This window comes from Aminobacter sp. SR38 (assembly GCF_014843375.1).
Lineage (GTDB): Bacteria > Pseudomonadota > Alphaproteobacteria > Rhizobiales > Rhizobiaceae > Aminobacter > Aminobacter ciceronei.
Map to the genome: position 1 here is coordinate 3,851,714 of NZ_CP062112.1, position 24,037 is coordinate 3,875,750.

At 63.9% G+C, this 24,037-nt stretch carries 22 protein-coding genes; 8 read left to right on the forward strand and 14 right to left on the reverse strand.

What is annotated here, in order from left to right:
• Positions 1 to 98: 98 nt before the first annotated feature.
• Entirely contained in the window at positions 99 to 494 is a 396-nt protein-coding gene (locus IG197_RS18905; RefSeq protein ID WP_067957437.1) for a cytochrome c family protein, read from the forward strand.
• A 440-nt stretch (positions 495 to 934) separates the two neighbouring features.
• Here the strand turns inward: IG197_RS18905 and IG197_RS18910 are convergent, their stop codons facing one another.
• From IG197_RS18910 to IG197_RS18950, 9 genes are all read right to left on the reverse strand, one after another.
• A complete protein-coding gene (locus tag IG197_RS18910) occupies positions 935 to 1,540 on the reverse strand; it encodes a histidine phosphatase family protein (protein WP_192314186.1) in 606 nt (201 codons plus the stop codon).
• Positions 1,540 to 2,634, reverse strand: coding sequence for an ABC transporter ATP-binding protein (locus IG197_RS18915; protein ID WP_192314189.1), 1,095 nt, complete (start codon positions 2,632 to 2,634; stop codon positions 1,540 to 1,542). The genes IG197_RS18910 and IG197_RS18915 overlap by 1 nt, the downstream gene beginning before the upstream one ends.
• Positions 2,631 to 4,376: an iron ABC transporter permease gene (locus tag IG197_RS18920; RefSeq protein ID WP_192314192.1), complete on the reverse strand. Its 1,746-nt coding sequence runs from the start codon at positions 4,374 to 4,376 to the stop codon at positions 2,631 to 2,633. Before IG197_RS18920 ends, IG197_RS18915 begins: the two co-directional genes overlap by 4 nt.
• A 119-nt stretch (positions 4,377 to 4,495) precedes the next feature.
• Positions 4,496 to 5,605, reverse strand: a complete 1,110-nt coding sequence (locus IG197_RS18925; RefSeq protein ID WP_371746555.1) for an ABC transporter substrate-binding protein — start codon at positions 5,603 to 5,605, stop codon at positions 4,496 to 4,498.
• A gap of 31 nt (positions 5,606 to 5,636) precedes the next feature.
• Positions 5,637 to 6,476 carry a MurR/RpiR family transcriptional regulator gene (locus tag IG197_RS18930; RefSeq protein ID WP_246765188.1) on the reverse strand — a complete coding sequence of 280 codons (840 nt, stop codon included), beginning with the start codon at positions 6,474 to 6,476 and terminating at the stop codon, positions 5,637 to 5,639.
• Positions 6,477 to 6,632: 156 nt separating this feature from the next.
• A complete protein-coding gene (locus IG197_RS18935) occupies positions 6,633 to 7,106 on the reverse strand; it encodes a hypothetical protein (RefSeq protein WP_067957455.1) in 474 nt (157 codons plus the stop codon).
• Entirely contained in the window at positions 7,106 to 7,987 is an 882-nt protein-coding gene (locus tag IG197_RS18940) for a MurR/RpiR family transcriptional regulator (RefSeq protein ID WP_067957457.1), read from the reverse strand. The genes IG197_RS18935 and IG197_RS18940 overlap by 1 nt, the downstream gene beginning before the upstream one ends.
• Positions 7,984 to 9,048, reverse strand: a complete 1,065-nt coding sequence (locus tag IG197_RS18945; protein WP_192314201.1) for an ABC transporter ATP-binding protein — start codon at positions 9,046 to 9,048, stop codon at positions 7,984 to 7,986. Before IG197_RS18945 ends, IG197_RS18940 begins: the two co-directional genes overlap by 4 nt.
• Positions 9,049 to 9,053: 5 nt before the next feature.
• Positions 9,054 to 9,824: an SDR family oxidoreductase gene (locus tag IG197_RS18950; protein ID WP_192314203.1), complete on the reverse strand. Its 771-nt coding sequence runs from the start codon at positions 9,822 to 9,824 to the stop codon at positions 9,054 to 9,056.
• A 189-nt stretch (positions 9,825 to 10,013) separates the two neighbouring features.
• Between IG197_RS18950 and IG197_RS18955 the strand changes: the two genes are divergently transcribed.
• From IG197_RS18955 to IG197_RS18970, 4 genes are all read left to right on the forward strand, one after another.
• Complete coding sequence (locus IG197_RS18955) at positions 10,014 to 11,249, forward strand: sugar ABC transporter substrate-binding protein (RefSeq protein WP_192314206.1); 1,236 nt, start codon at positions 10,014 to 10,016, stop codon at positions 11,247 to 11,249.
• Between the two features lie 74 nt (positions 11,250 to 11,323).
• Positions 11,324 to 12,193, forward strand: a complete 870-nt coding sequence (locus tag IG197_RS18960; protein ID WP_154385636.1) for a carbohydrate ABC transporter permease — start codon at positions 11,324 to 11,326, stop codon at positions 12,191 to 12,193.
• A complete protein-coding gene (locus IG197_RS18965; protein ID WP_067957467.1) occupies positions 12,190 to 13,017 on the forward strand; it encodes a carbohydrate ABC transporter permease in 828 nt (275 codons plus the stop codon). Before IG197_RS18960 ends, IG197_RS18965 begins: the two co-directional genes overlap by 4 nt.
• Positions 13,018 to 13,052: 35 nt before the next feature.
• Positions 13,053 to 14,528, forward strand: coding sequence for a M81 family metallopeptidase (locus IG197_RS18970; RefSeq protein ID WP_192314208.1), 1,476 nt, complete (start codon positions 13,053 to 13,055; stop codon positions 14,526 to 14,528).
• A gap of 34 nt (positions 14,529 to 14,562) precedes the next feature.
• Here IG197_RS18970 and IG197_RS18975 read toward each other — a convergent pair whose 3' ends face one another.
• From IG197_RS18975 to IG197_RS18995, 5 genes are all read right to left on the reverse strand, one after another.
• Positions 14,563 to 15,483: an ABC transporter permease gene (locus tag IG197_RS18975; RefSeq protein ID WP_192314211.1), complete on the reverse strand. Its 921-nt coding sequence runs from the start codon at positions 15,481 to 15,483 to the stop codon at positions 14,563 to 14,565.
• Positions 15,483 to 16,550: an ABC transporter permease gene (locus IG197_RS18980; protein ID WP_192314214.1), complete on the reverse strand. Its 1,068-nt coding sequence runs from the start codon at positions 16,548 to 16,550 to the stop codon at positions 15,483 to 15,485. Before IG197_RS18980 ends, IG197_RS18975 begins: the two co-directional genes overlap by 1 nt.
• Positions 16,534 to 18,075 (reverse strand): ABC transporter ATP-binding protein, encoded by a 1,542-nt coding sequence (locus IG197_RS18985; RefSeq protein WP_192314216.1) that lies wholly within the window; start codon positions 18,073 to 18,075, stop codon positions 16,534 to 16,536. Before IG197_RS18985 ends, IG197_RS18980 begins: the two co-directional genes overlap by 17 nt.
• Positions 18,076 to 18,270: 195 nt before the next feature.
• A complete protein-coding gene (locus tag IG197_RS18990) occupies positions 18,271 to 19,365 on the reverse strand; it encodes a BMP family ABC transporter substrate-binding protein (RefSeq protein ID WP_192314219.1) in 1,095 nt (364 codons plus the stop codon).
• A 46-nt stretch (positions 19,366 to 19,411) separates the two neighbouring features.
• Positions 19,412 to 20,182 (reverse strand): GntR family transcriptional regulator, encoded by a 771-nt coding sequence (locus tag IG197_RS18995; RefSeq protein WP_067957483.1) that lies wholly within the window; start codon positions 20,180 to 20,182, stop codon positions 19,412 to 19,414.
• Positions 20,183 to 20,426: 244 nt separating this feature from the next.
• On the opposite strand from IG197_RS18995, the gene IG197_RS19000 reads away from it, so the two are divergent.
• The 3 genes from IG197_RS19000 to IG197_RS19010 are packed head-to-tail and all read left to right on the forward strand — an operon-like array spanning position 20,427 to position 24,034.
• On the forward strand, positions 20,427 to 21,293 hold the full coding sequence (locus tag IG197_RS19000) for an aromatic ring-hydroxylating dioxygenase subunit alpha (protein WP_192314222.1): 867 nt from the start codon (positions 20,427 to 20,429) through the stop codon (positions 21,291 to 21,293).
• 27 nt (positions 21,294 to 21,320) lie between these two features.
• A complete protein-coding gene (locus tag IG197_RS19005; RefSeq protein WP_067957489.1) occupies positions 21,321 to 22,226 on the forward strand; it encodes an aromatic ring-hydroxylating dioxygenase subunit alpha in 906 nt (301 codons plus the stop codon).
• Positions 22,227 to 22,267: 41 nt separating this feature from the next.
• The gene (locus IG197_RS19010; RefSeq protein ID WP_192314225.1) at positions 22,268 to 24,034 is read left to right on the forward strand and encodes a Rieske 2Fe-2S domain-containing protein; all 1,767 of its coding nucleotides are present in this window, start codon (positions 22,268 to 22,270) and stop codon (positions 24,032 to 24,034) included.
• Positions 24,035 to 24,037: the final 3 nt, after the last annotated feature.

Sequence of the window (24,037 nt, forward strand, 5' to 3'; positions counted from 1 at the left end):
CGGCAAGCTGCAACGGAATGGCGCATGGCGCGTTGCCTTGCGCCGGATTAGTATCGCGCCCGTTGGCGCAATGCGCCGGCCACAGTGAGGAGATAGCCATGAAACTGACGGCATGGGGCGCTCAAGCCCTTCTTGCAGCTTCGGTTCTAGCCACCAATCCGGTTCATGCGGCGGGCGATGCGGCCGCCGGCAAAAAGGTCTTCACCAAATGCATGGCCTGCCACGACATGGCGGTCGACAAGAACAAGATCGGCCCATCGCTGCATGGTGTCATCGGCCGCACGGCCGGCACGCTGCCGAGTTTTGAAGCCAAATATTCCGATGCGATGAAGCAGGCGGGTGCTGGCGGCCTGGTCTGGGACGAGGCCAACATCGCCGCCTACATGAAGATGCCGAAAGAAAAGGTCCCGGGCAACAAGATGGCTTTTGCCGGTCTCAAGGACGACACCGACATCGCCAATGTGATTGCATATATCGAAGAGATGTCGAAGTAGCCGCAAGATGGCAGCCGGATGCTCGCAGGCAGCTCGTGCCTCGCGAGCAGTTTCTGCAACATATGCACATTTATTGTGCGGCATCCTCCAAACGGGGGATGCCGCCGCTGCCCAAATGGTGTTCATGACTGGGCGGGCGCCCTAGCGCCCGGCGGATGCAAATGCATTTTCCGGGCGGCATTGCGGATGGCGGCGCTGCGATTGTAGACCCGGTCTATATTGCAGGTTTGCGTTTTAAATATCTAGCTATTGGTGCCTCTTTGCGGGGGGAAATTGCGGCATTCCTTGGGAGACCACGGAAGCCGCACCATTTCCTTAGGCACGGCCTGTTCAGACCAGTTGCGAGCGTCGAGAGCGTTTCCTCTTTCTTCTCTTCGCGGAAACTCTCTATCTTCTTGTTTTTGCGCAATTCCGGACGGAAAACCGCCGCACACTTTTTGCTAGTCCGGTGCGTCGAAATCGGGCGCCACAGCCGCGATATTGTAGGCTTCGAGCCGTGCCGTCGGGGCGTCGGCCGTATCGAAGCTCAGTATCGTTGCAGTACCAGGCGTCACCGGCACGACACGTGAGGGCGGCAGCCCCAGGAAGGCGTGGCAGGCAGCGCGGATGACACCGCCATGGACGATGGCGAGCGTGTCGCCGTTGCACTTCTTCAGGCAGTCCCGCAACCCTTCGACGATGCGGGCGCAGAAATCCGCCCATGCCTCGCCGCTGTCGGGGGTGAAGGTGCCGGCGCGCCAGGCGAGATATTCGTGCGGACGCTCGGCCTCGAGCTCGTGCTTGATGCGGCCGGTCCAGTTGCCCATATCGATCTCGCGCAGGCGCGGGTCGAGCGGCGCGTCGCCATAGCCGAGCAGGCTTGCCGTCTGGCGCGTACGGCCGAGGTCGGAGACCACGACGCGGTCGGGCGCCATCGCCCTGGCGAAGGACGCAAAACTCTCGACCTGCCTGATGCCCCGCGGCGATAGCGGCGCGTTGTCGTGGCCCTGGAGCCTGTGCTCGGCATTCCAGGTGGTCTCGCCATGGCGCACCATTACCAATCTCATCAGTCGATCCTTTCACCAGTCATTGCAAAAACCGCGCTCGGCTCGCCCAGGAAACTGAGGCGGATCTGTTCGCCGATCGCCGCGCTGAAATAGCCGTCGGCCATGGCGGTCAGCCGTTGGCCGTTGGAAAATGCCGTCACCATGGTGCGCCCTGCGATAGGGGCGGCTTCCTCGAAGCGCGCGGTGATCGCAGGTTGACCCTCGATGTCGCCGACCTTGATGTCATGGGCGCGGTAGAGAAGCTGGACGCCGTCATGCGCCTTGGCGCGCTGCGCATCGGCCAGCCGTAGGCCATCATAGACGAGGCCACTGTCCTGTTTCGTCACCGAGATGAGATTGGCCGGCGGCGTGCCGAGGAAGGTGGCGACGAAGGTCGTGCGCGGGTTTTCCAAAAGCTCGAGCGGCGCGCCGAACTGGTCGACCTTGCCGTTATTGAGCACAGCGACATGGCTCGCCATTGTCATCGCCTCGACCTGGTCGTGGGTGACGTAGACAGAGGTGGCACCTGTGGCGCGGTGGATGCGCATCAGTTCGCTGCGCATCTCGATGCGCAGCTTGGCGTCGAGGTTGGACAAAGGCTCGTCGAACAACAGGATGCTCGGCTTGGGGCCGATGGTGCGGGCAATCGCCACGCGCTGCTGCTGGCCGCCGGAGATCTCGGCCGGGTAGCGTTCCTTCAGCGCCGAGATGCCAAGCAGACCGAGCACTTCGTCGACGCGCGCGGCACGATCCGCCTTGCTCCACTTGGCCACCTTGAGCGGCCACTCGATGTTGCCGGCGACCGTCATATGCGGCCACAATGCATAACTCTGGAAGACGAGGCCGGCGTCGCGGCCGCCGGCGTCGGCGACAAGGCCGCGCGTGCCGTCCGAGACGGTGCGGCCCATGAAGGCCATCTCGCCTTCGCTCGGTGTTTCCAGTCCGGCGAGCATCCTGAGCAGCGTGGACTTGCCGCAGCCGGACGGGCCGACAAGCACCAGGAACGCGCCCTGCGGCACCGAGATGTCGACATTGTCGACGGCGGTGAAGCTGCCGAAACGCTTGCTGACGTTGCGGATCGCGATCGCAGCCGGATTGCCGTTGGCGGGGTTCATGCGGATTTCCACTTCTGGACACGGTTCTGCAGGCGGTGCGCCAGGAGCGTGGCGATGACGCAGAGGACGAGGATCACCATGGTGATGGCGTTGGCAAATTGCATGAAGCCTTCGGCGGCATAGCGGTAGGCGAGCATGCTGAGCACGGGCGAGGTCGAGGTGAACAAAAGCACCACCAGCGACAGGTCGCGGACGATCTTGACGAAGACCAGCAGGGCGCCGGCGAGCAGGCCGCGGATGGCGAGCGGCATGATGATCGCGCCCATGCGGCGGAAGAAGCCGGCGCCGGTCAGTCGCGCGCTTTCCTCGATGTCGGCCGAGATCTGGCCGAGCACCGAGCGGCCCGACTGCACGGCATAAGGCAAGAGATGCGCCGAGGCTGCAAGCACCAGGAGGAGGAAGGTGCCGTAGAGCGACGGCAACGGTCCGATCGGCGCCCCGAACAGCGCGATATAGGCGGCGGCGAAGGCGATCGAGGGGATCAGGATCGGGGTGAACGAGACCTGGCCGAGGACGGTTGCGAGCACGCTGCCCTTGTTGCGGGCGATGGTGTGGGCCAGCGCCAGGCCGAGCGCCATGGTGGTGATCGCCACCGTGACAGCCAGCTTCAGCGTCATCCACAGCGCCTCGATCAGCACCGGATTGCGGAAGATGCCGGCCTGGCCCTGGGCCATGTCGGTGCCGCCTTCGCCGATCCAGAAATGCGTCGTCCAGTTGGAGAACAGCGAACCGTTCTGCAAGGCGAAGCTGGAGGCGGTGAGGATCAGCGCCGGCAGGAAGGTGGTGAGCAGGCAGAGCAGGACAGCGACTGCAAACAGCGGCCAGCGCCATCTGCCGAGCGGAAAGCGTTTGGTGCGACCGCCCTTGCCGGTGACGGTGACGAAGTTCTTGCGGCCGGCGACAAGGCGCTCGCCGAGCCAGAGGAAGGAGGCGGAGACGACGATCAGAAGCAGTGCGATGACGAAGCCGCGTTCGGTTTGGCCGGTCTCGATCATCCCGAACAGGCGCGTCGACAGCGTCTGCATCCTGACCGGCAGGCCGAGCAGGGCAGGGGCGGCGAAGTTGGAGACGGCACCGGCAAATGTCAGCGATGCGGCGGCGATCAGCGCCGGTGTGACCACCGGCAGGATGATGCCGAAGAAGATGCGCGAGCGCTTGGCACCCGCGACCTGCGCTGCCTCGACGAGATCGGCGCCGATGGAGCTCAAGGCCGCCGAGATGACGGTGAAAGCAAGCGAATAATAGTGGGCGATGAGCACGATCAATGTCGGCAACAGGCCCCAGGCGAGCCAATCGGGCACGATGTAGCCGTTCGCCTCGAAGAAGCCGACCGAGCCGCCGAGGCGGCTGTTACGGAACAAAGCACCCCAGGCAAGGGCCGCGGCAAAGCTCGGGATCATGAAGGGCAGAGTGGCGAGCAGGCCGAGCGTCCTTGGCGCCGGCACGTCGGTGAGCACGACGAGCCAGGCAAGGAAGCCGCCCATCAAAAGGCAGCCTGTGGCAACGCCGATGCCGAGCAGCACCGTGTTCAAGAGCGGGCGCCACCACAGGTTTTCGGACATTTTCGAGGCCAGCACCGCCTGCCAGGCGTCAAGACCTTCGATGGTCAGCGTCGACAGGACAATTTTGACCAGCGGCGCGATGACCAGGATGCCGACGACAAGGATCAGGATGATGGGAACGAGTGTTTCGGAGCGCAAAAAGCCTCTCCGGGACAACACGGATGTTGTTACGGCGGACATGACATTCTTTCCGGGAATTGCAGTGCGCGGGCAACGGTGCCGCGGCAACACGAGGCGGCGGACAGCTGGGCACGGAGAACAGACCGGCGCCTCCCCCCAAGGCGCCGGTCCGGCCGCGGTCATTGCAGCGTCAGCACCAGGTCTGCGATACGCTTGCGGGCAGCGGCTGTCTTCACCGGATCGATGCGCCAGGCCTTGAGCTCCTTGAGCGGCACGGAGTCGGCGTTGTCCTTGATCGACGGCCGCACGGCATAGTCGCCCGCGACGTTGAAGGGCTCGAAGGCCGGTCCGCCGGTGGCAGAATCGTCGCCCATCATGAAGTCGATCAAAAGCCGCGCTGCCGCCGGGCTCGGCGCCTTGTCGACCAGTGCGAGAACCGCCGGGAACAGGATGCCGTTGGACGGCTCGACGTCGTTGGCGACCTGCAGTGCCCAGCCTTCCTTCTCGTTGTCGCGGCGGTCGGAATAGGTGGCGAAGCCGACTGGCGGGTTCTTGGCGGTCTTGTCGCCGATCGCCTTGTTGATGACATCGGAGTTGGGCACCAGGACGAGGTCGTTGGCAAAGAGGTCGCGGACGAATTGCTCGCCGGCGCCCTGCAGGTCGCTGTCGACTGATATCGGCTTGCCGAACTGCGCCTCATAGGCCTTGGCCATTTCGTCGGGGCGGAGCGAGAACTCGACCAAGAGGTCGAGCAGCTCGCCGCGCTGCAGAGGATCGACCATCAGCACGCGGCCCTTCCATTCCGGCGTCGTCAGTGCCCACAGGTTCTTGACCGGCGCGCCATTGGGATTGGCAACTTCGTTGTACATCAAAACCTTGGTCGACAGGCGCTGGGTCAGAAGCGGCGTCTTGTGCTCGTCGGCGAGTTCGCCCGCCACGCGTGGCGGAATGTAGGGCACGACACGGTTGGTCTTGACCAGGTCCTCATAGACCACCGGCGTGTCGGCGATGTAGAGCACGTCGACGGCGTTGACGCCGGCGGTCTGCTCGGCGACGACGCGGGCGATCTGCTTGACCGAGCTCATGTCGATGCCGACCAGGTCAATGCCGGGATAGGCCTCCTCGAATGCTTTCTCCACCTTGGCGATACGGCTCGACAGCGAGAAGACGGTGACCTTGCCTTCCTTCTGTGCCAGCGGCAGCAGTTCCTTGACGCTCATCGCGTCGAGTTCGGCGGCGCTTGCCGTCAGGGGCAGTATGGCGGCCGCTGCAAACAGCGCCCATTTCATCGACTTGAGCATCTTTCCCTCCCAGGTTTTCTCAATCGAATTCGTCGAACAGGCCGGACAGGCGCTCCAGCGCGCCCATGACGCGGGTCTGGTGCCGGCCGACGATGGTCAGAAGAATGGCGTTGACGATGGCGAACGGCACCGTCGGCGTCTGGAACTCGCTGCCCGAGCGGCCGCGCGGTGCCGCCAGCACGAGGTCGACAGCCGGCTGCATCATCGTGCCGGCGAGGTCGGTGACGAGCACCGCCTTGGCGCCCTGCGCGTGGCAATGCTCGATCAGTGGTGCATAGCTCGCTGGTTGCTTGCGGAAGGCGAGCGCCAGCACGAGGTCGCCCTGCTGCATGCCGACGACACGCTCGGCGATGTCGCGGCCACGGCCTTCGAGCACGATGGTGGTCATGCCGAAGCGGTCGAGCCGGCGGCGCAGGAACTGGGTGATCGACTGGGCATGGCCCTGGCCGAACAGGAAGATGCGTTTGGCATCGACGATCATGTCGGCGGCGCAGTTGATGCTGTCTTGCGAAACGGCAAGGCGGAGGTGCTCAAGCGCTGCGATCTCGCTGTCGATCAGGTCGAGCAGAAAGTCGCCATGCTCGACCTTGGCGACGGAGCGGCGCATTCGCTCGGCGGCGTCCTGGCTCTCGACCAGCTCGCGCTGCAGCTGTGAGCGCAGTTCTGGATAGCCCTTGAAGCCGAGCTTCTGGGCGAGGCGGGTCGTTGCCGCCTCATGCACGCTGGCGCGTTCGGCAAGCCGGGCGCTCGAGAGGAAGGCTGCCTCGGCGGCGTTTTCGAGCAAGGCCGAGACGAGCCGCTGGTCGGCCCCGGTGAGGCGGGTCGAATGGCTTTTGATGCGATCCAGCAGCGTCATCATCTTGCATCCATATTGCACTCGACTCTTAAGATGCAAGATATCTTGCAGTCAAGCGCAAAGGTTGCAAGATCAGACTTTCTGCCTTGCAGGGACCAGATGGCGGAAAACGAAAAAGGCGCCCTCGGGGCGCCTGGAGAGTTCGGACAGGCCGCAAGCCTATTTGTATTTCATGTAGCCGACGAAGCCGGTGATCCTCCAGCGGTCGTTCTGCTTGCGGCAGAAGTAGAGCGTCTGCCAGTTCAGCACGTCGTCGCTGCCGTCAGCGCGGCGGATGGTGCCGTCGAACTTCTTGCGCGCCAGGGCAACATCGCCTGATATGTCGATCTCGGTCAGGTTCGTGGCGCGGAAGATGCCGTCGGCAAGCGGCTCGGCATAGGCGGTTGCAGCCGTCTCGGCCGCCTGGCGCAGCCACTCGTCGCGATAGGTCCCGAGCGACGGAAAGGCGGCATTCCAGTCGTCAGGATTGGCAGCGTTGTGGGCATGGATGCCGAGGAAGCGCTGTTCGTCGAAGTCGTCCGCGACCATCGACCAGTCCTGATCGACAAAGGCTGCGATATCGCGCTCGACCAGCATCTCCCAGATCCGGGCGCGGTCGATGTCGTCGGGGAAGGGGTTCTGCCTGGAGTTCATCAGTCACCTAGGGGAAGTCTTGGGTCGTCGACCTTCAGCATGCTGAGGCTTTGCTTGATGCGGCGCAGACCTTCGAGCACGTTGGTGCCGCGGGATTCGGCGGTGGCTGTCGCGATCATGTCGAGGATGGCGAGCAGGGCGAAACGCGATGAGGTTGGCTTGTAGATGTTGCCGTCCTCGATCGGCTGGAACGGGATGACGATGTCGGCGACTTTGGCCAGTGCCGATCCGGGCGCGGTTATGGCTACGGTCTGCGCGCCATATTGGCGGGCGACCTGTACTGCATCGATCACCGACTTGGCATGGCCGGAAACGGAGAAGGCAACGACGGTCGACTCGGGTCTGGCGACCGCCGCGTACATGCGCTGCAGCTGGCCGTCGACCTGGGCCACGGCAGACAGGCCGAGGCGAAACAGGCGGTTCTGCAACTCCGTCGCCATCATCGATGAGATGCCGCCGGAGCCGAAGCACAAGATGTGCGGCGAGGCCGAAAGCCGCTCGGCCACCGAGATCAGCGTGCCCATGTCGAGACTGTCCGAAGCGCGCTGGATCGCCACGACAGCGGCTTCGGTGACGGCGGAGGCGATGCGCTGCTCGCGTGCGTCGCGGCTCAGCGGCTCGGGCTTGAGATACTGGCCGCCGATGGCGATGGCCTGTGCCAGGAAGAACTTGAAATCGCGCACGCCGTCGCAGCCGAGGTTGCGACAGAAGCGGGTAACCGTCGGTTCGCTGACGCCGACACGCGCGGCGATCTCCGAAATGGCGGCCTTGGAAGCGAAGTCGAGATCCGACAGTACAAGGCTGGCCAGGCGTTTGTCGGACTTGGAGCCGTCCTGCGCCATGACCTGAAGCCGGGTGATGATGTCGGCGATGTTGCTCATACGGGCAGGCCGGTTGCCTTGTCGAAAAGATGGATGTTTCTGGGATCGGCGGTCACCGGCAACGTCTCGCCCGGCTTGACCGACACGCGGTCGCGGAACACGGCACGCACCTGCTCGCCGCCGACCGCGCCATAGATGTGCGTCTCGGAACCGGTCGGCTCGACGACGTCGATCCTGAGCTTCATCGCCGCATCGGTGCCGCTGATGACGAAGTGCTCCGGCCGGATGCCCGCCTCGACCGTGCCTGCAAAGGCCGACGCGCGGCCGCCGTTCAGAGCCAGTCTTTCGCCGTCGGCCGTCTCGAAATAGGCGCCCGCCGCACCGAGCCTGCCCGAGACGAAGCTCATCGACGGCGAGCCGATGAAGCTCGCGACGAACTTGTTGGCCGGTCTGTCGTAGAGTTCGAGCGGTGCACCCACCTGCTGGATCTTTCCCTGGTTCATGACGACGATGCGGTCGGCCATGGTCATGGCCTCGATCTGATCGTGTGTCACGTAAACCACCGTCGATTTCAAGCGCTGATGCAGCGCCTTGATCTCGGTGCGCATCTGGACGCGCAACTGGGCGTCGAGATTGGAAAGCGGTTCGTCGAACAGGAACACCGAGGGTTCGCGCACGATGGCGCGGCCCATGGCGACGCGCTGGCGCTGGCCACCGGAGAGCTGGCGCGGATAGCGGTCGAGATAGGAATGCAAGTTGAGGATGGCAGCGGCGTTCTTCACCTTGGCATCGATCGCCGCCGCTGCCTCACCTCTGATCTTCGGGCCGAAGCCGATGTTTTCGGCCGCGGTGAGATGGGGAAACAGCGCATAGGACTGGAACACCATGGCGATGTTGCGCTTCTGCGGCGGCAGGTCGTTGGCGCGCACGCCGCCGATCAGAAGATCGCCATGGCTGATCGGTTCGAGCCCAGCCAGCATACGCAGCAAGGTCGACTTGCCGCAGCCGGAGGGGCCGACGAGCACGACGAACTCGCCGCTCGGAATGTCGAGATTGATGTTGTCGAGCACGCTGTGCTGGCCGAACGACTTGGACAGGTTGCGGAAGGTCACGCCGGTCATGGTCTTCACGCTCCCAATATGTCGTCGATGAAAGGCAGGCAGCCGGCGGTCAGCCCGGCGTCGACAGGCAGCACCGTGCCGGTAATGCCTGAGGCGCGCGGCGAGGCGAGGAAAGCGACCGCTTCGGCCACCTCCTGCGCATTGACGATGCGGCCAAGCGGATAGAGCCGCTGCAGCTTGCCCAGGATCGCGGGGTCCTTGGCAAGGCGATGATCCCAGGCGGGCGTATGGATAGAGCCCGGGCAGACGACGTTGGCGCGGACGCCCTGGCGGCCGTGCTCGACAGCAATGGCGCGCGACAGGGCATTGATGCCGGCCTTGGCAGCCGCATAGGCCGGATTGCCGAAGTGCGACAGCGCGTTGACCGAGGATATGAAGACGAAGGTACCCGAGGCGCGCTTGACCATCGGCTTGAGCAATGCGTTGGTGAGGCTGGCGACGCCGGTCAGGTTGAGGTCGATCTCGGTTTCGATCCGCTCCTGGGTCAGCGTCGGCATGGTTTCGGCGCGCGTCCAGCCGGCATTGTTGATGACGATGTCGGGCACGCCGTCAGCTTCGACCAGCTTGCGCGAGGCGGCTTCCAGCCTGGCGCGATCGGTCAGGTCGAAGCTGTGGCGGCCGGCGAGATCGAGCCCGTCCATCGCCTCGATGGACTGGTCGCAGCCGATGACGCGGGCGCCGCGCGCGGCAAAAATAGTGACCAGCACCCGGCCGAGGCCGCCGCCGGCTCCGGTGATCAGGACGGACTTTTCCCGAAACTCGTCGTCTAGGTTCAATTCTGTGCTCCCACAGCGATCTTGGCCGCTTTCTGCCTTCAGGACTATGGCTGAAAATGTAATTAAGCAACAAAGAAAATTGCTTGATATGCTGAAAATCGCCGATAATGTAAGAAAGTCACTTAATCATATAAGCGCAAATGCGCTGGAGGAGCGGGCTTGCGCCCGCGGGAGCAAGGGAACACCGACATGGCGATTTCAAAGTGGAAGACCGGCCTGCTGGCCGGGTTGAGCGTGCTGGCCTTGGCGGCTCAGGCGAATGCCGGCGAGGTCCGGGTGACGGTTGCCGAATACAGCTCGAAGACCGGCCCTTATTTCCAGGAAGTGGAAAAGGCGTTCGAGGCAGCCAATCCCGGCATCGACGTCAAGTTCGAGGTCGTGCCGTGGGACGTGCTGCTGCAGAAGCTGACCACCGACATCACCGCCGGCACCAATGCCGACCTGTCGATCATCGGCACGCGCTGGCTGATCGACTTCGTCCAGCAGGACGTCGCTGAGCCGCTCGACAGCTACATCACGCCCGACTTCAAGGGCCGTTTCATCGACACCTTCCTGTCGCCTTCGATCATGGACGGCAAGACCTACGGCCTGCCGATCGCCGCTTCGGCGCGCGCCATGTATTACAACAAGGAACTGCTCGAGAAGGCAGGTGTCGCCAACCCGCCGGCGACCTGGGCCGAGCTCAAGGACGCTGCCGCCAAGATCAAGGCGCTGGGCGGCGAGAACTATGGCTACGGCTTGCAGGGCAAGGAAATCGAGACCGACGTCTATTATTATTACGCGATGTGGTCGCAGGGCTCGGAGATCCTCGACAAGGACGGAACGTCGGGCCTCGACAGCGCCGGCGCCATCGAGGCGGCCAAGCTCTACAAGTCGCTGATCGATGAGGGGCTGACCCAACCCGGCGTCACCTCCTATGCGCGTGAGGACGTGCAGAACCTGTTCAAGCAGGGCAAGGTCGGCATGATGATCACCGCGCCCTTCCTGTCCAACCAGATCAAGGAAGAAGCGCCGAACCTGAAATATGGCGTCGCTGCCATCCCGGCTGGACCGACGGGTGCACGCGGTACCTATGGCGTCACCGATTCCATCGTCATGTTCAAGAACTCGAAGAACAAGGAAGAGGCCTGGAAGCTGCTCGACTTCCTGTTCCAGACCGACTGGCGCGCCAAGTTCACCCAGGGCGAGGGCTTCCTGCCGGTGAACAAGGAAGAGGCCAAGATGGACTACTACGTCAACAACGCCGACCTCGCCGCCTTCACGGCACTCCTGCCCGACGCCCGCTTCGCGCCGGTCATTCCGGGCTGGGAAGAAATCGCCCAGATCACCTCTGATGCGATGCAGAAGGTCTATCTTGGCGAGGGCGATCCGGAAGCCCTTCTCAAGGAAGCAGCTGTTAAGGCCGACGGCATCCTGAAGAAGTAGTCTCTTCTCCCTTCCGCCGGTGGCGCACTGGGTGCGCCGCCGGTTCCCTTTCCCGTGCTCCGGCCAAGGCTCTCATGCACAATCGCGCCCTGCCATATCTGCTGACGCTGCCGAGCCTGATCCTGGCCGCGGTGGTGATCTTCTGGCCCGTCGTCGACCTGATCCAGATCGCCACCCATGACGTCAGCCGCTTCGGCCAGCTGCGCGACTTCAACGGCGTGGCCAATTTCTCGGCGCTGGTCGCCGATCCCGATTTCATCAAGGCGCTGCTGCGGACCGGGGTGTGGACGGCCGCCGTGGTTGGCGGCGCGCTCCTGGTCTCGATCCCCGTGGCGGTCATCCTCAACACTGACTTCTACGGCCGCTCGGTGGCGCGGGTCATCGTCATGCTGCCCTGGGCGGTGTCACTGACGATGACGGCCATCGTCTGGCGCTGGGCGCTGAATGGCGAAAGCGGCATGCTGAACTCTGCCCTGCGCGGGCTCGGCCTCGCCGACCAGAACATCCAGTGGTTGGCTAGTGCTGCGACCGCATTCCCGATGCAGATCATGATCGGCATCCTGGTGACGGTGCCGTTTACCACCACCATCTTCTTGGGTGGGCTGTCGTCGATCCCCGACGACCTCTACGAAGCCGCCGCCCTCGAAGGTGCGGGGCCGGTGCAGCAGTTCAAGCGGATCACTTTTCCGCTGCTCAAACCCTTCGTCAACATCGCCATCGTGCTCAACACGATCTATGTCTTCAATTCGTTCCCGATCATCTGGGTGATGACGCAAGGCGGGCCGGCCAATTCGACCGACATCCTCGTCACCCATCTCTACAAGCTGGCTTTCCGTGTCGGCAAACTCGGCGAGGCCTCGGCCGTCTCGCTGGTGATGCTGGCGATCCTGCTCGTCTTCACCGCCATCTACATCAGGCTCGCCATGCGGGGAGAACGGGCATGATCTCGCCGAAGCTCAAGCGCACCTTCATCGCCTGGGCGCTGCTCGCGCCGCTGGTCGTGGTGACGCTATTTCCGTTCGCGGTGATGTTCCTGACCGCCGTCAAGCCGGCCCAGGAAGTGCTGACGCCAAGCTGGTGGCCGAGCGAATTCCGCTGGCGCAATTTCTACGACATGTGGGTCGCGGCCGGTTTCGGCCAGGCGCTGGTCAACTCGTTGCGCGTGTCGCTGATCGCCACCATCGGCGCCATCCTCGTCTCTATTCCCGCCGCCTATGCCATGTCGCGTTTCCGCTTTGCCGGGCATGGCGCCTTCCGGCATTTCCTGCTTGTGTCGCAGATGATCTCGCCGATCGTGCTGGTGCTCGGCCTGTTCCGGCTGCTCGCCTCCTTCGGTCTTGTCGAAAGCCTGAATGCCGTCGGCGGCGTCTACATGGCCTTCAACATCGCCTTCACCGTGTGGATGCTGCAGAGCTATTTCGACACCATCCCGCGCGATCTCGAGGAAGCCTCGTGGATGGAAGGTGGCAGCCGCTGGCTGACCCTGCGCAAGGTGTTTTTGCCGCTCTGCGTGCCGGCAATCGCCGTCACCGCCATCTTCACCTTCATCAATGCGTGGAACGAGTTCGTCGTCGCACTGACCATGCTGCGCAGCCAGGAAAGCTACACGCTGCCGATCCAGGTGTTTTCGCTCGTCGCCGGCCGCTATACCGTCGAATGGCACTACGTCATGGCTGCAACGCTCGTCGCCACCGTGCCGGTCGCCATCCTGTTCGTCTGGCTGCAGCGCTACCTGGTCCGCGGGCTGGCCCTCGGCGCCGTCAAGTAACCCTTACCTCCCGACAACAAAGAAACGAACCCAAGATGCGCATATTCACCGCCTCGCTGGCGACAGAAACCAATACCTTCTCGCCGGTGCCGACAGACCGTGCATCGTTCGAGATGGCGTTCTATGCCGGGCCGGGCCAGCATCCGGAGACGCCGACCTTGTGCTCGTCGCCGATCGTGGCGCTGCGCCGTCGCGCCGAGGCCGATCGCCTGACCGTCATCGAGGGCACGGCGACCTGGGCCGAGCCGGGCGGACTGGTGCAGCGCCAGACCTTCGAGGCGCTGCGCGACGAGATCCTCGACCAGCTCCGGGCTGCCATGCCTGTCGATGCCGTCATCCTCGGCCTGCACGGCGCCATGGTGGCGCAGGGTTATGACGACTGCGAAGGCGACCTGCTCGCCCGGGTCCGTGACATCGTCGGGCCCGACGTCGTTGTTGCTTCCGAGTTCGATCCGCACAGCCATCTGACGCCGAAACGCGTCGCCGCCTGCAACGTGCTCGCGGCCTTCCTCGAGTTCCCGCATACCGATTTCTATGAGCGCGGCGAACATGTCGTCGAGCTTGGACTGGCCGCTACGCGCGGCGAGATCAAGCCAGTCATCTCGACCTTCGATTGCCGCATGATCACCGTGTTGCCGACCAGCCGCGAGCCGATGCGCTCCTTCGTCGACCGCATCAAGGCGCTGCACGGCAAGGACGGCATCCTGTCGGTGTCGGTGATCCATGGTTTCATGGGCTCCGACGTGCCGGAGATGGGTTCGCGCATCGTGGTCGTCACCGACAATGACAAGGCCAAGGGCGATGCGCTGGCCGAAAAGCTCGGCCGCGAACTCTACGCCATGCGCGAGAAGACGGCGATGGACATGGTCGACACCGATGCCGGCATCGACCGGGCGCTGGCCGCGCGCAAGGCCAACCCGACCAAGCCGGCAGTCATCGCCGATGTCTGGGACAATCCGGGCGGCGGCGTTGCCGGCGACGGCACTTTCGTTCTGCGCCGGATGCTGGAGCGTGGCCTCGACAAGGTCGGCGTCGCCACCATCTGGGACCCGATCGCGGTGACCTTCTGCCATGCCGCCGGCAAAGGTGCCGTCATCGACCTGCGCTTCGGCGGCAAGGCCGGCCCGCAGGCCGGCGAGCCGATCGACGCCAGGGTTCAGGTGCTGAAGACCGTCGAGGAAGGCTGGCAGAGTTTCGGACCGAGCCGCGTCACGCTCGGGATGACGGCGCTGGTGCGTATTGTCGGTACCGAGGTCGACGTCATCCTCAACACCAACCGCACCCAGACCTTCGAGCCCGACATTTTCTCAAATCTCGGCGTTGATCCTGCGGACAAGGACATTTTGCTCGTCAAGTCGACCAACCATTTCTATGCCGGTTTCGCGCCGGTGGCGGCCGAGATCGTCTATGTCGACGCGCCGAGCTCCTATCCGAGCAATCCGCGCGTCACAAATTACACCAAGCTTGTCCGTCCGATCTGGCCCAGGGTCAGCGATCCCTGGGCTGTGTGAGGCGGCGGGGCGCTTAGCCCCGCCTGTCGTTTCGTCAGGTCGCTGGACGGAACGGCTTGGCCAGCGAGGCCGGGAAGTGCAGCGCCAGCATCTGGCGGTTCTGCGAGATGATGACCAGCACCACGATCGTTGCGAGATAGGGCAGGGCGGAGAGCAGTTCCGAAGGCACCGCGATACCAAGCGCCTGGCCCTGCAGCTGCAGGATGGTCATGCCGCCGAACAGCCAGGCGCCGAGCAGCACGCGCAGCGGCCGCCAGGTCGCGAACACCACCAGCGCCAGCGAGATCCAGCCCTTGCCGGCGGTCATGTTCTCGACCCAGAGCGGGGTGTAGGCAACCGACAGATAGGCGCCGGCAAGTCCAGCCATCAGCCCGCCGAACAGCACGGCGAGATAGCGGATCCTGATCACCGGATAGCCGATGGCATGCGCCGTCTCGGGTGACTCGCCGATGGTGCGCAGCACCAGTCCGCCCTTGGTGCGGTACAGGAACCAGCTGATGACGAAGAACATGATGATGGCGAAATAGACCATCGGGTCGAAGCGGAACAGCATCGGCCCGATCACCGGAATGTCGGAGAGATAGGGGATGTTGATCTTCTTCAGTGCGTCGATCGGCGCCGAGCCGAAATTGCGACCGAGAAATGCCGACACGCCCGAGCCGAAGATGGCGAGCGCCAGGCCGGCGGCATACTGGTTGGTCAGGAAGGTCAGCGCCAGCACGCCGAACAGCAGCGATGCGGCGGCCCCTGCAAGCGCGCCGGCAAGGATGGCGACCGGCATCGGCAGCCCGGCGACGATGGCCCAGAAGGCGAAGGCGGCACCCATCAGCATCATGCCTTCGATGCCGAGGTTGAGGACGCCCGATTTCTCGACGACGAGTTCGCCGAGCGCTGCAAAGATCAATGGTGTTGCGGCAATGATGGTGCCGGTGAAGATGGCAATGAACAAGTCCATCAGGCATGCTCCGGAATGCGGCGAAGCCGGTAGAAGATGAAGAAGTCAGCGGCAAGCAAGAAGAACAGCAATATGCCTTGGAAGATGCGGGTGAGCGCAGCCGACAGGCCGAGGTTCATTTGCACTGCTTCGCCGCCGAGGAACAAGAGCGACATCAGCAATCCGCCCAGCACGATGCCAAAAGCGTTAAGACGGCCGATGAAGGCGACGATGATCGCTGCGAAACCATAGCCGGGCGAGATTTGCGGCGACAGCTGTCCGAGCGGGCCGGAAACCTCGGCCATGCCGGCGATGCCAGCGGCAGCGCCACCGGCAAGCAAACCGGTCCACACGGCAGCGGATTCGCGGAAGCCGGCGTAGCGTGCTGCCAGAGGGGCTGCGCCCGAGACCGACATCTTGTAGCCAAGGAAGCTGCGGTCAGTGAACAGCCACATCAGGAACACGGCGACCACGGTGATGAACACCGAGGCGTTGAGCCGGTAGGCATAGTCGAAAGGCTCGAACATCGCCGCCGCCGACAGCAGGGCCGTCTGCGGATAGTTGAAGCCGGCCGGGTCGCGCCAGGGGCCGTGCACCAGCCACGACAACAAGAGCGTCGCGATATAGGTCAGCATCAGCGTGACCAGGATTTCGTTGGTGTTCATCCGCGCCCTGAGGAAGGCGGGGATGGCGGCCCAGGCCATGCCGGCGATGGCGCCGGCGAAGAACATCAGCGGCAGCAGCAGCCAGCTGTCGGGATTGGGGTAGAACAAGCCCACGCCGCAGGCGGCGATGGCGCCGATGATCAACTGGCCCTCGGCGCCGATGTTCCAGACATTGGCGCGGAAGCCGACGGCAAGGCTGCAGGCGATGAGGATGAGCGGCGACGCCTTGAGCAGCCACTCGGACAGCCCGTTCAGCGAATTGAGCGGGGTGATGAAGAAGGCTTGCAATGTCGCCAGCGGGTCGTAGCCGAGCACGGCAAACAAAAGCGAGCCGACGAGAAGGGTGAGCACGGTCGCGATGACCGGCGCCGCCACCCGCATCCTGGCGGATGGTTCCGGTCTTTGTTCAATCCTGAATCGCAACTTCGCCTCTCCCATTGGTGCCGTTGCCGCGGTCGACCCTTGTCATCAGCAGGCCGATTTCCTCGCGGTTGGTTTTTGTCCTGATCAGTGGCGGCGAGACCTGGCCCTGGCAGATGACGAGCAGCCGGTCGCAGATCTCGAACAGCTCGTCGAGCTCCTCCGAGATCACCAGCACGGCCGCGCCCGACCGGCTCAGATCGACAAGCGTCTGACGGATGAAAGCGGCAGCGCCGACGTCGACACCCCAGGTCGGCTGCGCCACCAGGAACAGCTTCGGGTCGAGCGCGATCTCGCGGCCGACGATGAATTTCTGCAGGTTGCCGCCCGACAGGCTCTGGGCGCTCGACTGCGGGCCGTTGGCCTTGACCTTGAAGCGCTCGATGATCTTGGCGGCGAAGCTGTTTGCCTGCTTGCGGTCGACGAGACCGTTGCGCACCAGGCCGGAGCGGTGGGCCGTCAGCACGGCGTTCTGCCACAGCGCGTGCGGCGGCACTGCGCCGCGGCCAAGCCGCTCTTCCGGCACGAAGGCCATGCCGAGTTTGCGCCTTTCGCTGGCGTTGAGATGGGCCGCAGCCTTGCCGCCGATCTGGATCGACAGCGCATTGGCATGTGTCCGTTCGCCGCTGAGCAGCGAGATCAGCTCGGCCTGGCCGTTGCCGGAGACGCCGGCAAGCCCGACGATCTCGCCACCGCGTATCTCGAAGGAGACGTTCTTGAGTTCGACGCCGTATTTGTCGCGGGCAGGGGCGGTGAGCCCGCGCACCTCGAGCACCGGTTTGTCGCTCGGCACCGAGGGTGAGACGTGCATTTCGGGCAGCTCGGCGCCGACCATCAGCCGCGCAAGTTGCGCCGAGGTGCTTTCCTTGGGTCTTGCGGTGCCGGTGACCTTGCCGTTGCGCAGCACTGTCGCGGTGTCGCAGAGCTCCTGCACTTCATCGAGCTTGTGGCTGATGTAGACGATCGAACAGCCTTCGGCGGCGAGCTGGCGCAGCGTCTCGAACAGCTTGACGACGGCCTGCGGCGTCAGCACCGAGGTCGGTTCGTCGAGGATCAAAAGCTTCGGCGCCTGCAGCAGGCAGCGCACGATCTCGACGCGCTGGCGCTCGCCGACGGACAGGTCGTGGACGCGGCGATAGGGGTCGATCGGCATGCCGTAGCGGTTCGACAGTTCAGTGATCTGGCGCGCCAGCGTGTCGAGGTCGAAGCTGCTCGACACCGCAAGTGCGATGTTCTCGACCACGGTGACCGATTCAAACAGCGCGAAATGCTGGTAGACCATTTCGATGCCGAGCGCGCGCGAGGTCGCCGGGGTGTGCGCGGCAATGGGCTTGCCGTCGCAGAAGATCTCGCCGGAATCCGCCTGGGCGGCGCCGTAGATGATCTTCATCAGGGTCGATTTGCCGGCGCCGTTTTCGCCGAGCACGGCGTGGATTTCGCCTGGCATGATCGACATCGAGATGTCGTCATTGGCGATGATGCCGGGATAACTTTTGGTGATGTTGCGCAATTCGAGGCGTGGGGGCATAGCCGGGTCCTGCCGTGAGGGTTGGACGGTGCGCAGCCATAGACCAACCGGGGCTGTGCATGACCCCGAAAATCGGAACCGATTTTCGGGAAGGATCGTGCACCCGTTTTAAGCGCTACAGCGTCCTTTGCGTGTCCAACTGGACACCAGGCGCTGTAGCGCCCCGGTGGAATTGCTAGCGGTTGCGAGGGAGGATCAGGCGAGCTTGCCGATCATTCCCTTGACGAACCAGTTCATGCCGCGGATGTCGGCATCGGCCAGCACGCTGCCGGCCGCAACCTTGACGTTGCCGTCCTGGTCCTTGAGTTCGCCGGCATAGGGGTGGATCTTGCCGGAGCCGATGTCCGTCTCGAGCTGCTTGAGCTTGGTGATCACGTCGGCCGGGATCGCCTCATTGTAAGGCGCCATCTTGACGACGCCACCGGCGAGGCCGTCCCAGCGCGCCTCGGGCTTCCAGGTGCCCGCGGCTACGCCCTTGGCGGCGCCGACATAGTCGCTCGACCAGTCGAGGGTGAAGGCGGTGAGCTGCTTGCCCGAGCCGAACTTGGCCATGTCGCTGGCGTAACCAATCGACCATGCGCCGCCTTCGCCGGCAACCTGCACGCCGGTGGCGGTATCGGTCATCGAGCAGATGACGTCGCAGCCCTGCGACAAAAGCGTGTTGGCGGCTTCCTTTTCCTTGCCCGGATCGAACCAGGAATTGAGGAAGATGGCGTTGCAGGTGGCCTCGGGATTGACGCTCTGGGCGCCGAGCAGAAGCGCGTTGGCCGGGCCGACGATGTCGGGGATCGGAAAGCCGCCGATGAAGCCGATCTTGCCATTCTTGCTCATATGCGCGCCGGCGGCACCGGCAACGAAAGTGCCTTCGTAGTACTTGGCCTCGAAGGTGCCGAGATTGGCGAGGTGGACGATACCGGAGCAATGCTCGAAGGCGACCTTCGGGAAGCGCGGCGCCACCTTCTGCATCGGCGTGCCATGCGAGAAGGAGGTGCCGAAGATCAGTTGGTTGCCGGAAGCGGCGAGCTCGCGGAAGACGCGTTCGGCGTCCTGCGGCATGAAGATATTGTCGATGACGGTGAGCGCCACCTTGTCGCCGAACTCGGCCTTGATGGCATCGACGCCAAGGCTGTGCTGCTTGGTCCAGCCGATGTCGGCGATCGGCGAGACATAGACGACGCCGATCTTGAGCGGCTCCTGGGCGCTGGCGATGCCGGCAAGGCCGCTGGTGCCGAGTGCCGCGCCCGCGGCACCGGAATATTGCAGAAATTGCCGTCTGGTCAGATTGAACATGGTGGTAACCCTCTGTTGGTTGGATGCGCCCGGCTTTGTGCCGGGTCTATTTTACGACGTGGACATGGGTGTGCGTCCGTGCCCCGCCATTCTCTCCTGCCTTCTTTCTTGGCGCCGGTTTCGGCGGCTCGCCTGCCTTGCCGTCGAGATAGGGTTCGAGCGCTTCGCGTGGCGTCAGCTCGGGAAAGACCTGGCGGTCCATGATGTAACCGCGCACGACGGAGCGGTGGTGCGCGTCGATCAGCTCCATTGCCGGCTTGAGCCGGCCCTTTTCGAGAAGTTCGATGAGCTTGGCGTGGTCGTCGAGCAGGTTGCAATAGTCGAAGTCGGCGGTGATCAGCGAACGCAGCAAGGTGGTGCGGCGGACCAACTGGGCGTGAATTTCCTGCATCACCTTGTTGCGGCTTAGGCGCACGAAGACGGTGTGGAACTCCTGGCCGAGCACGTCGGCGAGTGCGTCGTTGCCTGAAGCCACGGCCTTGCGCTGGCGCTCGACATGCTGGCGCAGTTCGGCCCAGCCGGCAGGCCCGAGACGGTCGCTCAGCTGGGCGGCGACGCCCTGTTCGACAAGGGTCAGCGCGTCATAGATCTCCATCGCGTCCTGCATGCTGGGACGGGCGACGAAGGCGCCGCGGTTGCGCTCGATTTGGGCAAGGCCGTCGTCGGCAAGGCGGATCAGCGACTGGCGGATGACGATGCGGCTGACGTCGAAGACCTCCGACAGCTCGCGCTCGCCAAGCTTGCAGCCGGGCACGAGGCGGTGATCGAGGATCGCCCGCGTCAGTATGTCGGCAATGGCCTGCGAGCGGTTGCTCATGGCGTTCTCCTTCCCGCCAGCGCCTTTGGCTTGCTTGACGGCCAGCCCGGGTTCGCGCCACGCCGGCGGCGTCGCATATCCCGGGTTACGGTTTCCATATCGGTATTCAATCGCTGGCGTCTGTCAACCAAAATTCTCACATCGGCATGCAATTTCTTATTGATTGATATCCAATCCTGTGTTTCCAATGAGGACATAACAGAGCTAGGTTCACGGGGAAGTGCTAGCCAACAGGGAGGGTGCGATGAGCACAGCAGCCCTTTGTAGCGACAGAGTCCTGCTTAACGATTGGCATGTGGTTGCGGACCTCGCCAACCTGTCGGTCGGCGCGCCGTTTCACACCCGTCTGCTGGGCGTCGACATCACCATCCATTGCCGCGGGCGCTACAACAAGGAAGTCGTCCGCGACGACACCGGCGCCCTGGTCACTTCGACCAAGCGCTACGGCTTCCTCTGGGCCTGCCTCGGCAAGCCGGAGCGCGACATCGTTTTTGTGCCGGAGGCCGAGGAGGGCGATCGGTATCTCGTCACCGGTGGCTCGATCGCGGTCAAGGTGTCGGGCTTGAGGATGGTCGAGAACTTTCTCGACATGGGCCATTTCCCCTTCGTTCACACCGGCTGGCTCGGCGACGAGCCACATACGGAGGTCGCGCCCTACAAGGTCGAGCTGACGGCCGCCGACGAGCTGGTCGCGACCGAATGCAAGTTCTACCAGCCGGTGGCTTCGCCGACGGCCAAGGGAGGTTTTGTCGTCGACTACATCTACAAGGTGATCCGGCCCTACACGGTGGCGCTCTACAAAAGCAATCCGGTGCAGAAGGATCGGCTCGACGTCATCACCCTGTTCGTCCAGCCGGTCGATGAGGACAATTGTGTTGCCCATCCCTTCCTTGCCTACCTCAAGGATGGGATCGACGAGGCTGGCATTCGCAGCTTCATGCAACTGATCTTCGCGCAGGACAAGCCGATCCTGGAGAACCAGGTGCCCAGGCGCCTGCCACTCGACCCTCGCGCTGAAACGCCCATCCGGGCCGATGCCGTCGCCGTGCTGTACCGGCGCTGGCTGCGCGACAAACCGGTCACTTACGGCGCAATACCGGCGCGGATGTGATCCGCACCCTTTGTGAAGGATATGCATATGACCAAGACGCGATGCACGGATCAGGTGATCCTCGACCTCTGGCACCCGCTGGCCGCCCTGTCGGAAGTGGCAGCTGGTGTCGTCGTCGACACGGTGCTGCTCGAGGAGCGTCTCAGCTTTGCCATTGACGGTGAGGGAAATGCGGCTGTCTGGCGCGATCGCGCCGATCTCGCCGAGGGCAGCCCTGTCGATATTGCCGTCATTTCCGGCAAGCTGCCGCTGAAGCTCGCCTATGGCTACATCTGGACCTCGCTCGGCAACCCGCCGGCCGACTTGTTCCCGATTCCAGAGTTTGACGAGGTCGATCGCCGCAAGCTCAACGCCGCCACTTTTGGCGTCAATGTCTCGGCGCCGCGGGCGATCGAGAACTTTCTCGATATGGGCCACTTCCCCTATGTCCACACCGATATCCTCGGCGCCGAACCGCACACGGAAGTGAAGGAATACGATGTCGAGATTTCCGTCGATCGCGACGAAATCCTGGCGACACGCTGCCGCTTCTTCCAGCCGATGGCATCGACGGCCTCGGACGGCGGCGCCGACGTCGACTACATCTACCGCGTGCCGCATCCCTATTGCTCGGTGCTCTACAAGTCGAGCCCGCTCGACGAGAGCCGCCTCGATGTCATCGCCGTCTTCCTGCAGCCGATCGACCAGGAGCATGTCCGCGCCCACATGCTGCTGTGCGTGCTGGACGAAGACAATGAGGATAAAGTCATCAAGCGCTTCCAGCAGACCATCTTCGGGCAGGACAAGCCGATCCTGGAAAACCAGTTCCCGAAGCGCCTGCCGCTCGATCCGCGCGCCGAAACACCAATCCGTGCCGACAAGTCGGCGATCGCCTACCGCCGGTGGCTGAGCCAGAAGGGCGTGACCTACGGGGTCATCCCGGCCGCCACCTGAGCGCCTGAGGGCGCCAACGAAAAGATCTTAGCGAGGACCATATGCTCGACCTAGCCAAATCCAGATGGCATCCCATCGCCGCGGCGCACGACCTTCCGTTGCGTCATGTTTTCCACGGCCAGCTGCTCGGCCGCGAGTTCGCGGTCTGGCGTGCCGATGATGGATACGTCAACATCTGGGAAAACCGCTGCCTGCATCGCGGCGTCCGCCTGTCGATCGGCATCAATGATGGCCGCGAGCTGAAGTGCCAGTACCATGGTTGGCGCTACTCGAACCGCACGGCCGGCTGCACCTACATCCCGGCGCACCCGGCCGACGCACCGGCCCGCACCATCACCAACCGCACCTTTGCCGCCACCGAGCGTTACGGTCTCGTCTGGTCGGCGGAAGAACCGCAGGGCGAAGTGCCGGAAGTGGCAGGGCTCGCCGAGGGTCGGCTGCTGGCGCTGCGCGGCATCCCGGTCAATGCGCCGGCCGACGTGGTCGCCGCCAGGCTGAAAGGCTACCGCTTCCAGCCGAGCGGCAGGATCGACGGCTCCGCCGCCAAGGTCGCGGTCGAAGCTGCAAGCACCTTTTCGGTGGTGCTGCGTTCAAGCGAGGCTGATGCCACCACGCTGGCCGTGTTTTTCGTCCAGCCGGTCGATTCCAATCGCTCGGTGATCCGTGGCGTGCTCGACGGGCAGGTCGAAGGCGCTGCGCGCCTTGCCGTGCTGCGCCATCACAATGAGCTGCTCTCCAGGCTGCGTCTGGCGGTCGAGGCCGAGGCGGCGCGCGAGCCGGCACCGGCGCCGCTGGAGCCGGTGATCGAGCGTGTCTCGCCCGAACTCGCCGAGATGCCCGAGGAGAGCAAACACGGCCGCAAGGCGACGATCCGTGTCGAGGTCGCCAGGAAGTGGCCGGCCGCCGATGGTATCGCCGGCTTCGAGCTTCGCCCGATCAAGGGCCTGCTGCCGACCTTCCAGCCCGGCGCCCATATCGACGTGCACCTGCCCAATGGGCTGATCCGGCAATATTCGATCACCAACGGCCCGGGCGAAAGCGACAGCTACGTCATCGGCGTCAAGCTGGAGCGCGATTCCAAGGGCGGGTCGACCTGCCTGCACGAGACAGTGCGCGAAGGCGACGTGCTGGCGATTTCCGAGCCGCGCAACAATTTCCCGCTGCGCCGCGACGCGGTGAAGACCATCTTCATCGCCGGCGGTATCGGCATCACGCCGTTGCTCGCCATGGCCCAGGCGCTCAACAACCAGAACTTGGTGCATGAGCTGCACTACTTTGCCCAGAACGAAGCGCAGCTTGCCTTCCCGGAGAAGACCAGCACGCTCGGCGCCTCGCTCAAGCCGCATCTCGGCCTTTCGCCAGACCAGACCGGCGCCAAGCTGCGCGAGATCCTCAGCGGCTACGGTCCCGACAAGCATGTCTATCTCTGCGGTCCCGGCCCGATGCTGGAGGCGGCGCGTCATATCGCGGCTGAGATGGGCTGGCCCGAAACGGCGGTGCATTTCGAATACTTCAAGAACACCAATGTCATCGACGACAGCACCAGTTTCGAGGTGGCGCTGGCGCGCTCCTGCATGACGCTGACGGTGCCCGCCGGCAAGACGATCCTCGAGGTGATGCGCGACGCCGGCATCGACATGCCGTCTTCCTGCGAGCAGGGCGCCTGCGGCACCTGCCTCGCCACCGTCATCGAAGGCGAGCCCGACCACCAGGACGTCTATCTCAACGATGCCGAGCGCAAGTCCGGCACCAAGATCATGACCTGCGTGTCGCGTGCCAAGTCGGCGCGGCTTGTGCTCGACCTCTAGGAG

What these genes read in the sequence shown, in the direction of transcription:
- IG197_RS18935 (WP_067957455.1), bottom strand. Translation starts at nt 7,106, where the DNA reads ATGAACTCCAGGCAGAACCCCTTCCCCGACGACATCGACCGCGCCCGG.
- IG197_RS18965 (WP_067957467.1), top strand. Translation starts at nt 12,190, where the DNA reads ATGATCTCGCCGAAGCTCAAGCGCACCTTCATCGCCTGGGCGCTGCTC.
- IG197_RS18955 (WP_192314206.1), top strand. Translation starts at nt 10,014, where the DNA reads ATGGCGATTTCAAAGTGGAAGACCGGCCTGCTGGCCGGGTTGAGCGTG.
- IG197_RS18940 (WP_067957457.1), bottom strand. Translation starts at nt 7,987, where the DNA reads ATGAGCAACATCGCCGACATCATCACCCGGCTTCAGGTCATGGCGCAG.
- IG197_RS18930 (WP_246765188.1), bottom strand. Translation starts at nt 6,476, where the DNA reads ATGATGACGCTGCTGGATCGCATCAAAAGCCATTCGACCCGCCTCACC.
- IG197_RS18905 (WP_067957437.1), top strand. Translation starts at nt 99, where the DNA reads ATGAAACTGACGGCATGGGGCGCTCAAGCCCTTCTTGCAGCTTCGGTT.
- IG197_RS18920 (WP_192314192.1), bottom strand. Translation starts at nt 4,376, where the DNA reads ATGTCCGCCGTAACAACATCCGTGTTGTCCCGGAGAGGCTTTTTGCGC.
- IG197_RS19000 (WP_192314222.1), top strand. Translation starts at nt 20,427, where the DNA reads ATGAGCACAGCAGCCCTTTGTAGCGACAGAGTCCTGCTTAACGATTGG.
- IG197_RS18975 (WP_192314211.1), bottom strand. Translation starts at nt 15,483, where the DNA reads ATGGACTTGTTCATTGCCATCTTCACCGGCACCATCATTGCCGCAACA.
- IG197_RS18925 (WP_371746555.1), bottom strand. Translation starts at nt 5,605, where the DNA reads ATGAAATGGGCGCTGTTTGCAGCGGCCGCCATACTGCCCCTGACGGCA.
- IG197_RS19010 (WP_192314225.1), top strand. Translation starts at nt 22,268, where the DNA reads ATGCTCGACCTAGCCAAATCCAGATGGCATCCCATCGCCGCGGCGCAC.
- IG197_RS18970 (WP_192314208.1), top strand. Translation starts at nt 13,053, where the DNA reads ATGCGCATATTCACCGCCTCGCTGGCGACAGAAACCAATACCTTCTCG.
- IG197_RS18990 (WP_192314219.1), bottom strand. Translation starts at nt 19,365, where the DNA reads ATGTTCAATCTGACCAGACGGCAATTTCTGCAATATTCCGGTGCCGCG.
- IG197_RS18910 (WP_192314186.1), bottom strand. Translation starts at nt 1,540, where the DNA reads ATGAGATTGGTAATGGTGCGCCATGGCGAGACCACCTGGAATGCCGAG.
- IG197_RS18995 (WP_067957483.1), bottom strand. Translation starts at nt 20,182, where the DNA reads ATGAGCAACCGCTCGCAGGCCATTGCCGACATACTGACGCGGGCGATC.
- IG197_RS18985 (WP_192314216.1), bottom strand. Translation starts at nt 18,075, where the DNA reads ATGCCCCCACGCCTCGAATTGCGCAACATCACCAAAAGTTATCCCGGC.
- IG197_RS18945 (WP_192314201.1), bottom strand. Translation starts at nt 9,048, where the DNA reads ATGACCGGCGTGACCTTCCGCAACCTGTCCAAGTCGTTCGGCCAGCAC.
- IG197_RS18960 (WP_154385636.1), top strand. Translation starts at nt 11,324, where the DNA reads ATGCACAATCGCGCCCTGCCATATCTGCTGACGCTGCCGAGCCTGATC.
- IG197_RS18915 (WP_192314189.1), bottom strand. Translation starts at nt 2,634, where the DNA reads ATGAACCCCGCCAACGGCAATCCGGCTGCGATCGCGATCCGCAACGTC.
- IG197_RS19005 (WP_067957489.1), top strand. Translation starts at nt 21,321, where the DNA reads ATGACCAAGACGCGATGCACGGATCAGGTGATCCTCGACCTCTGGCAC.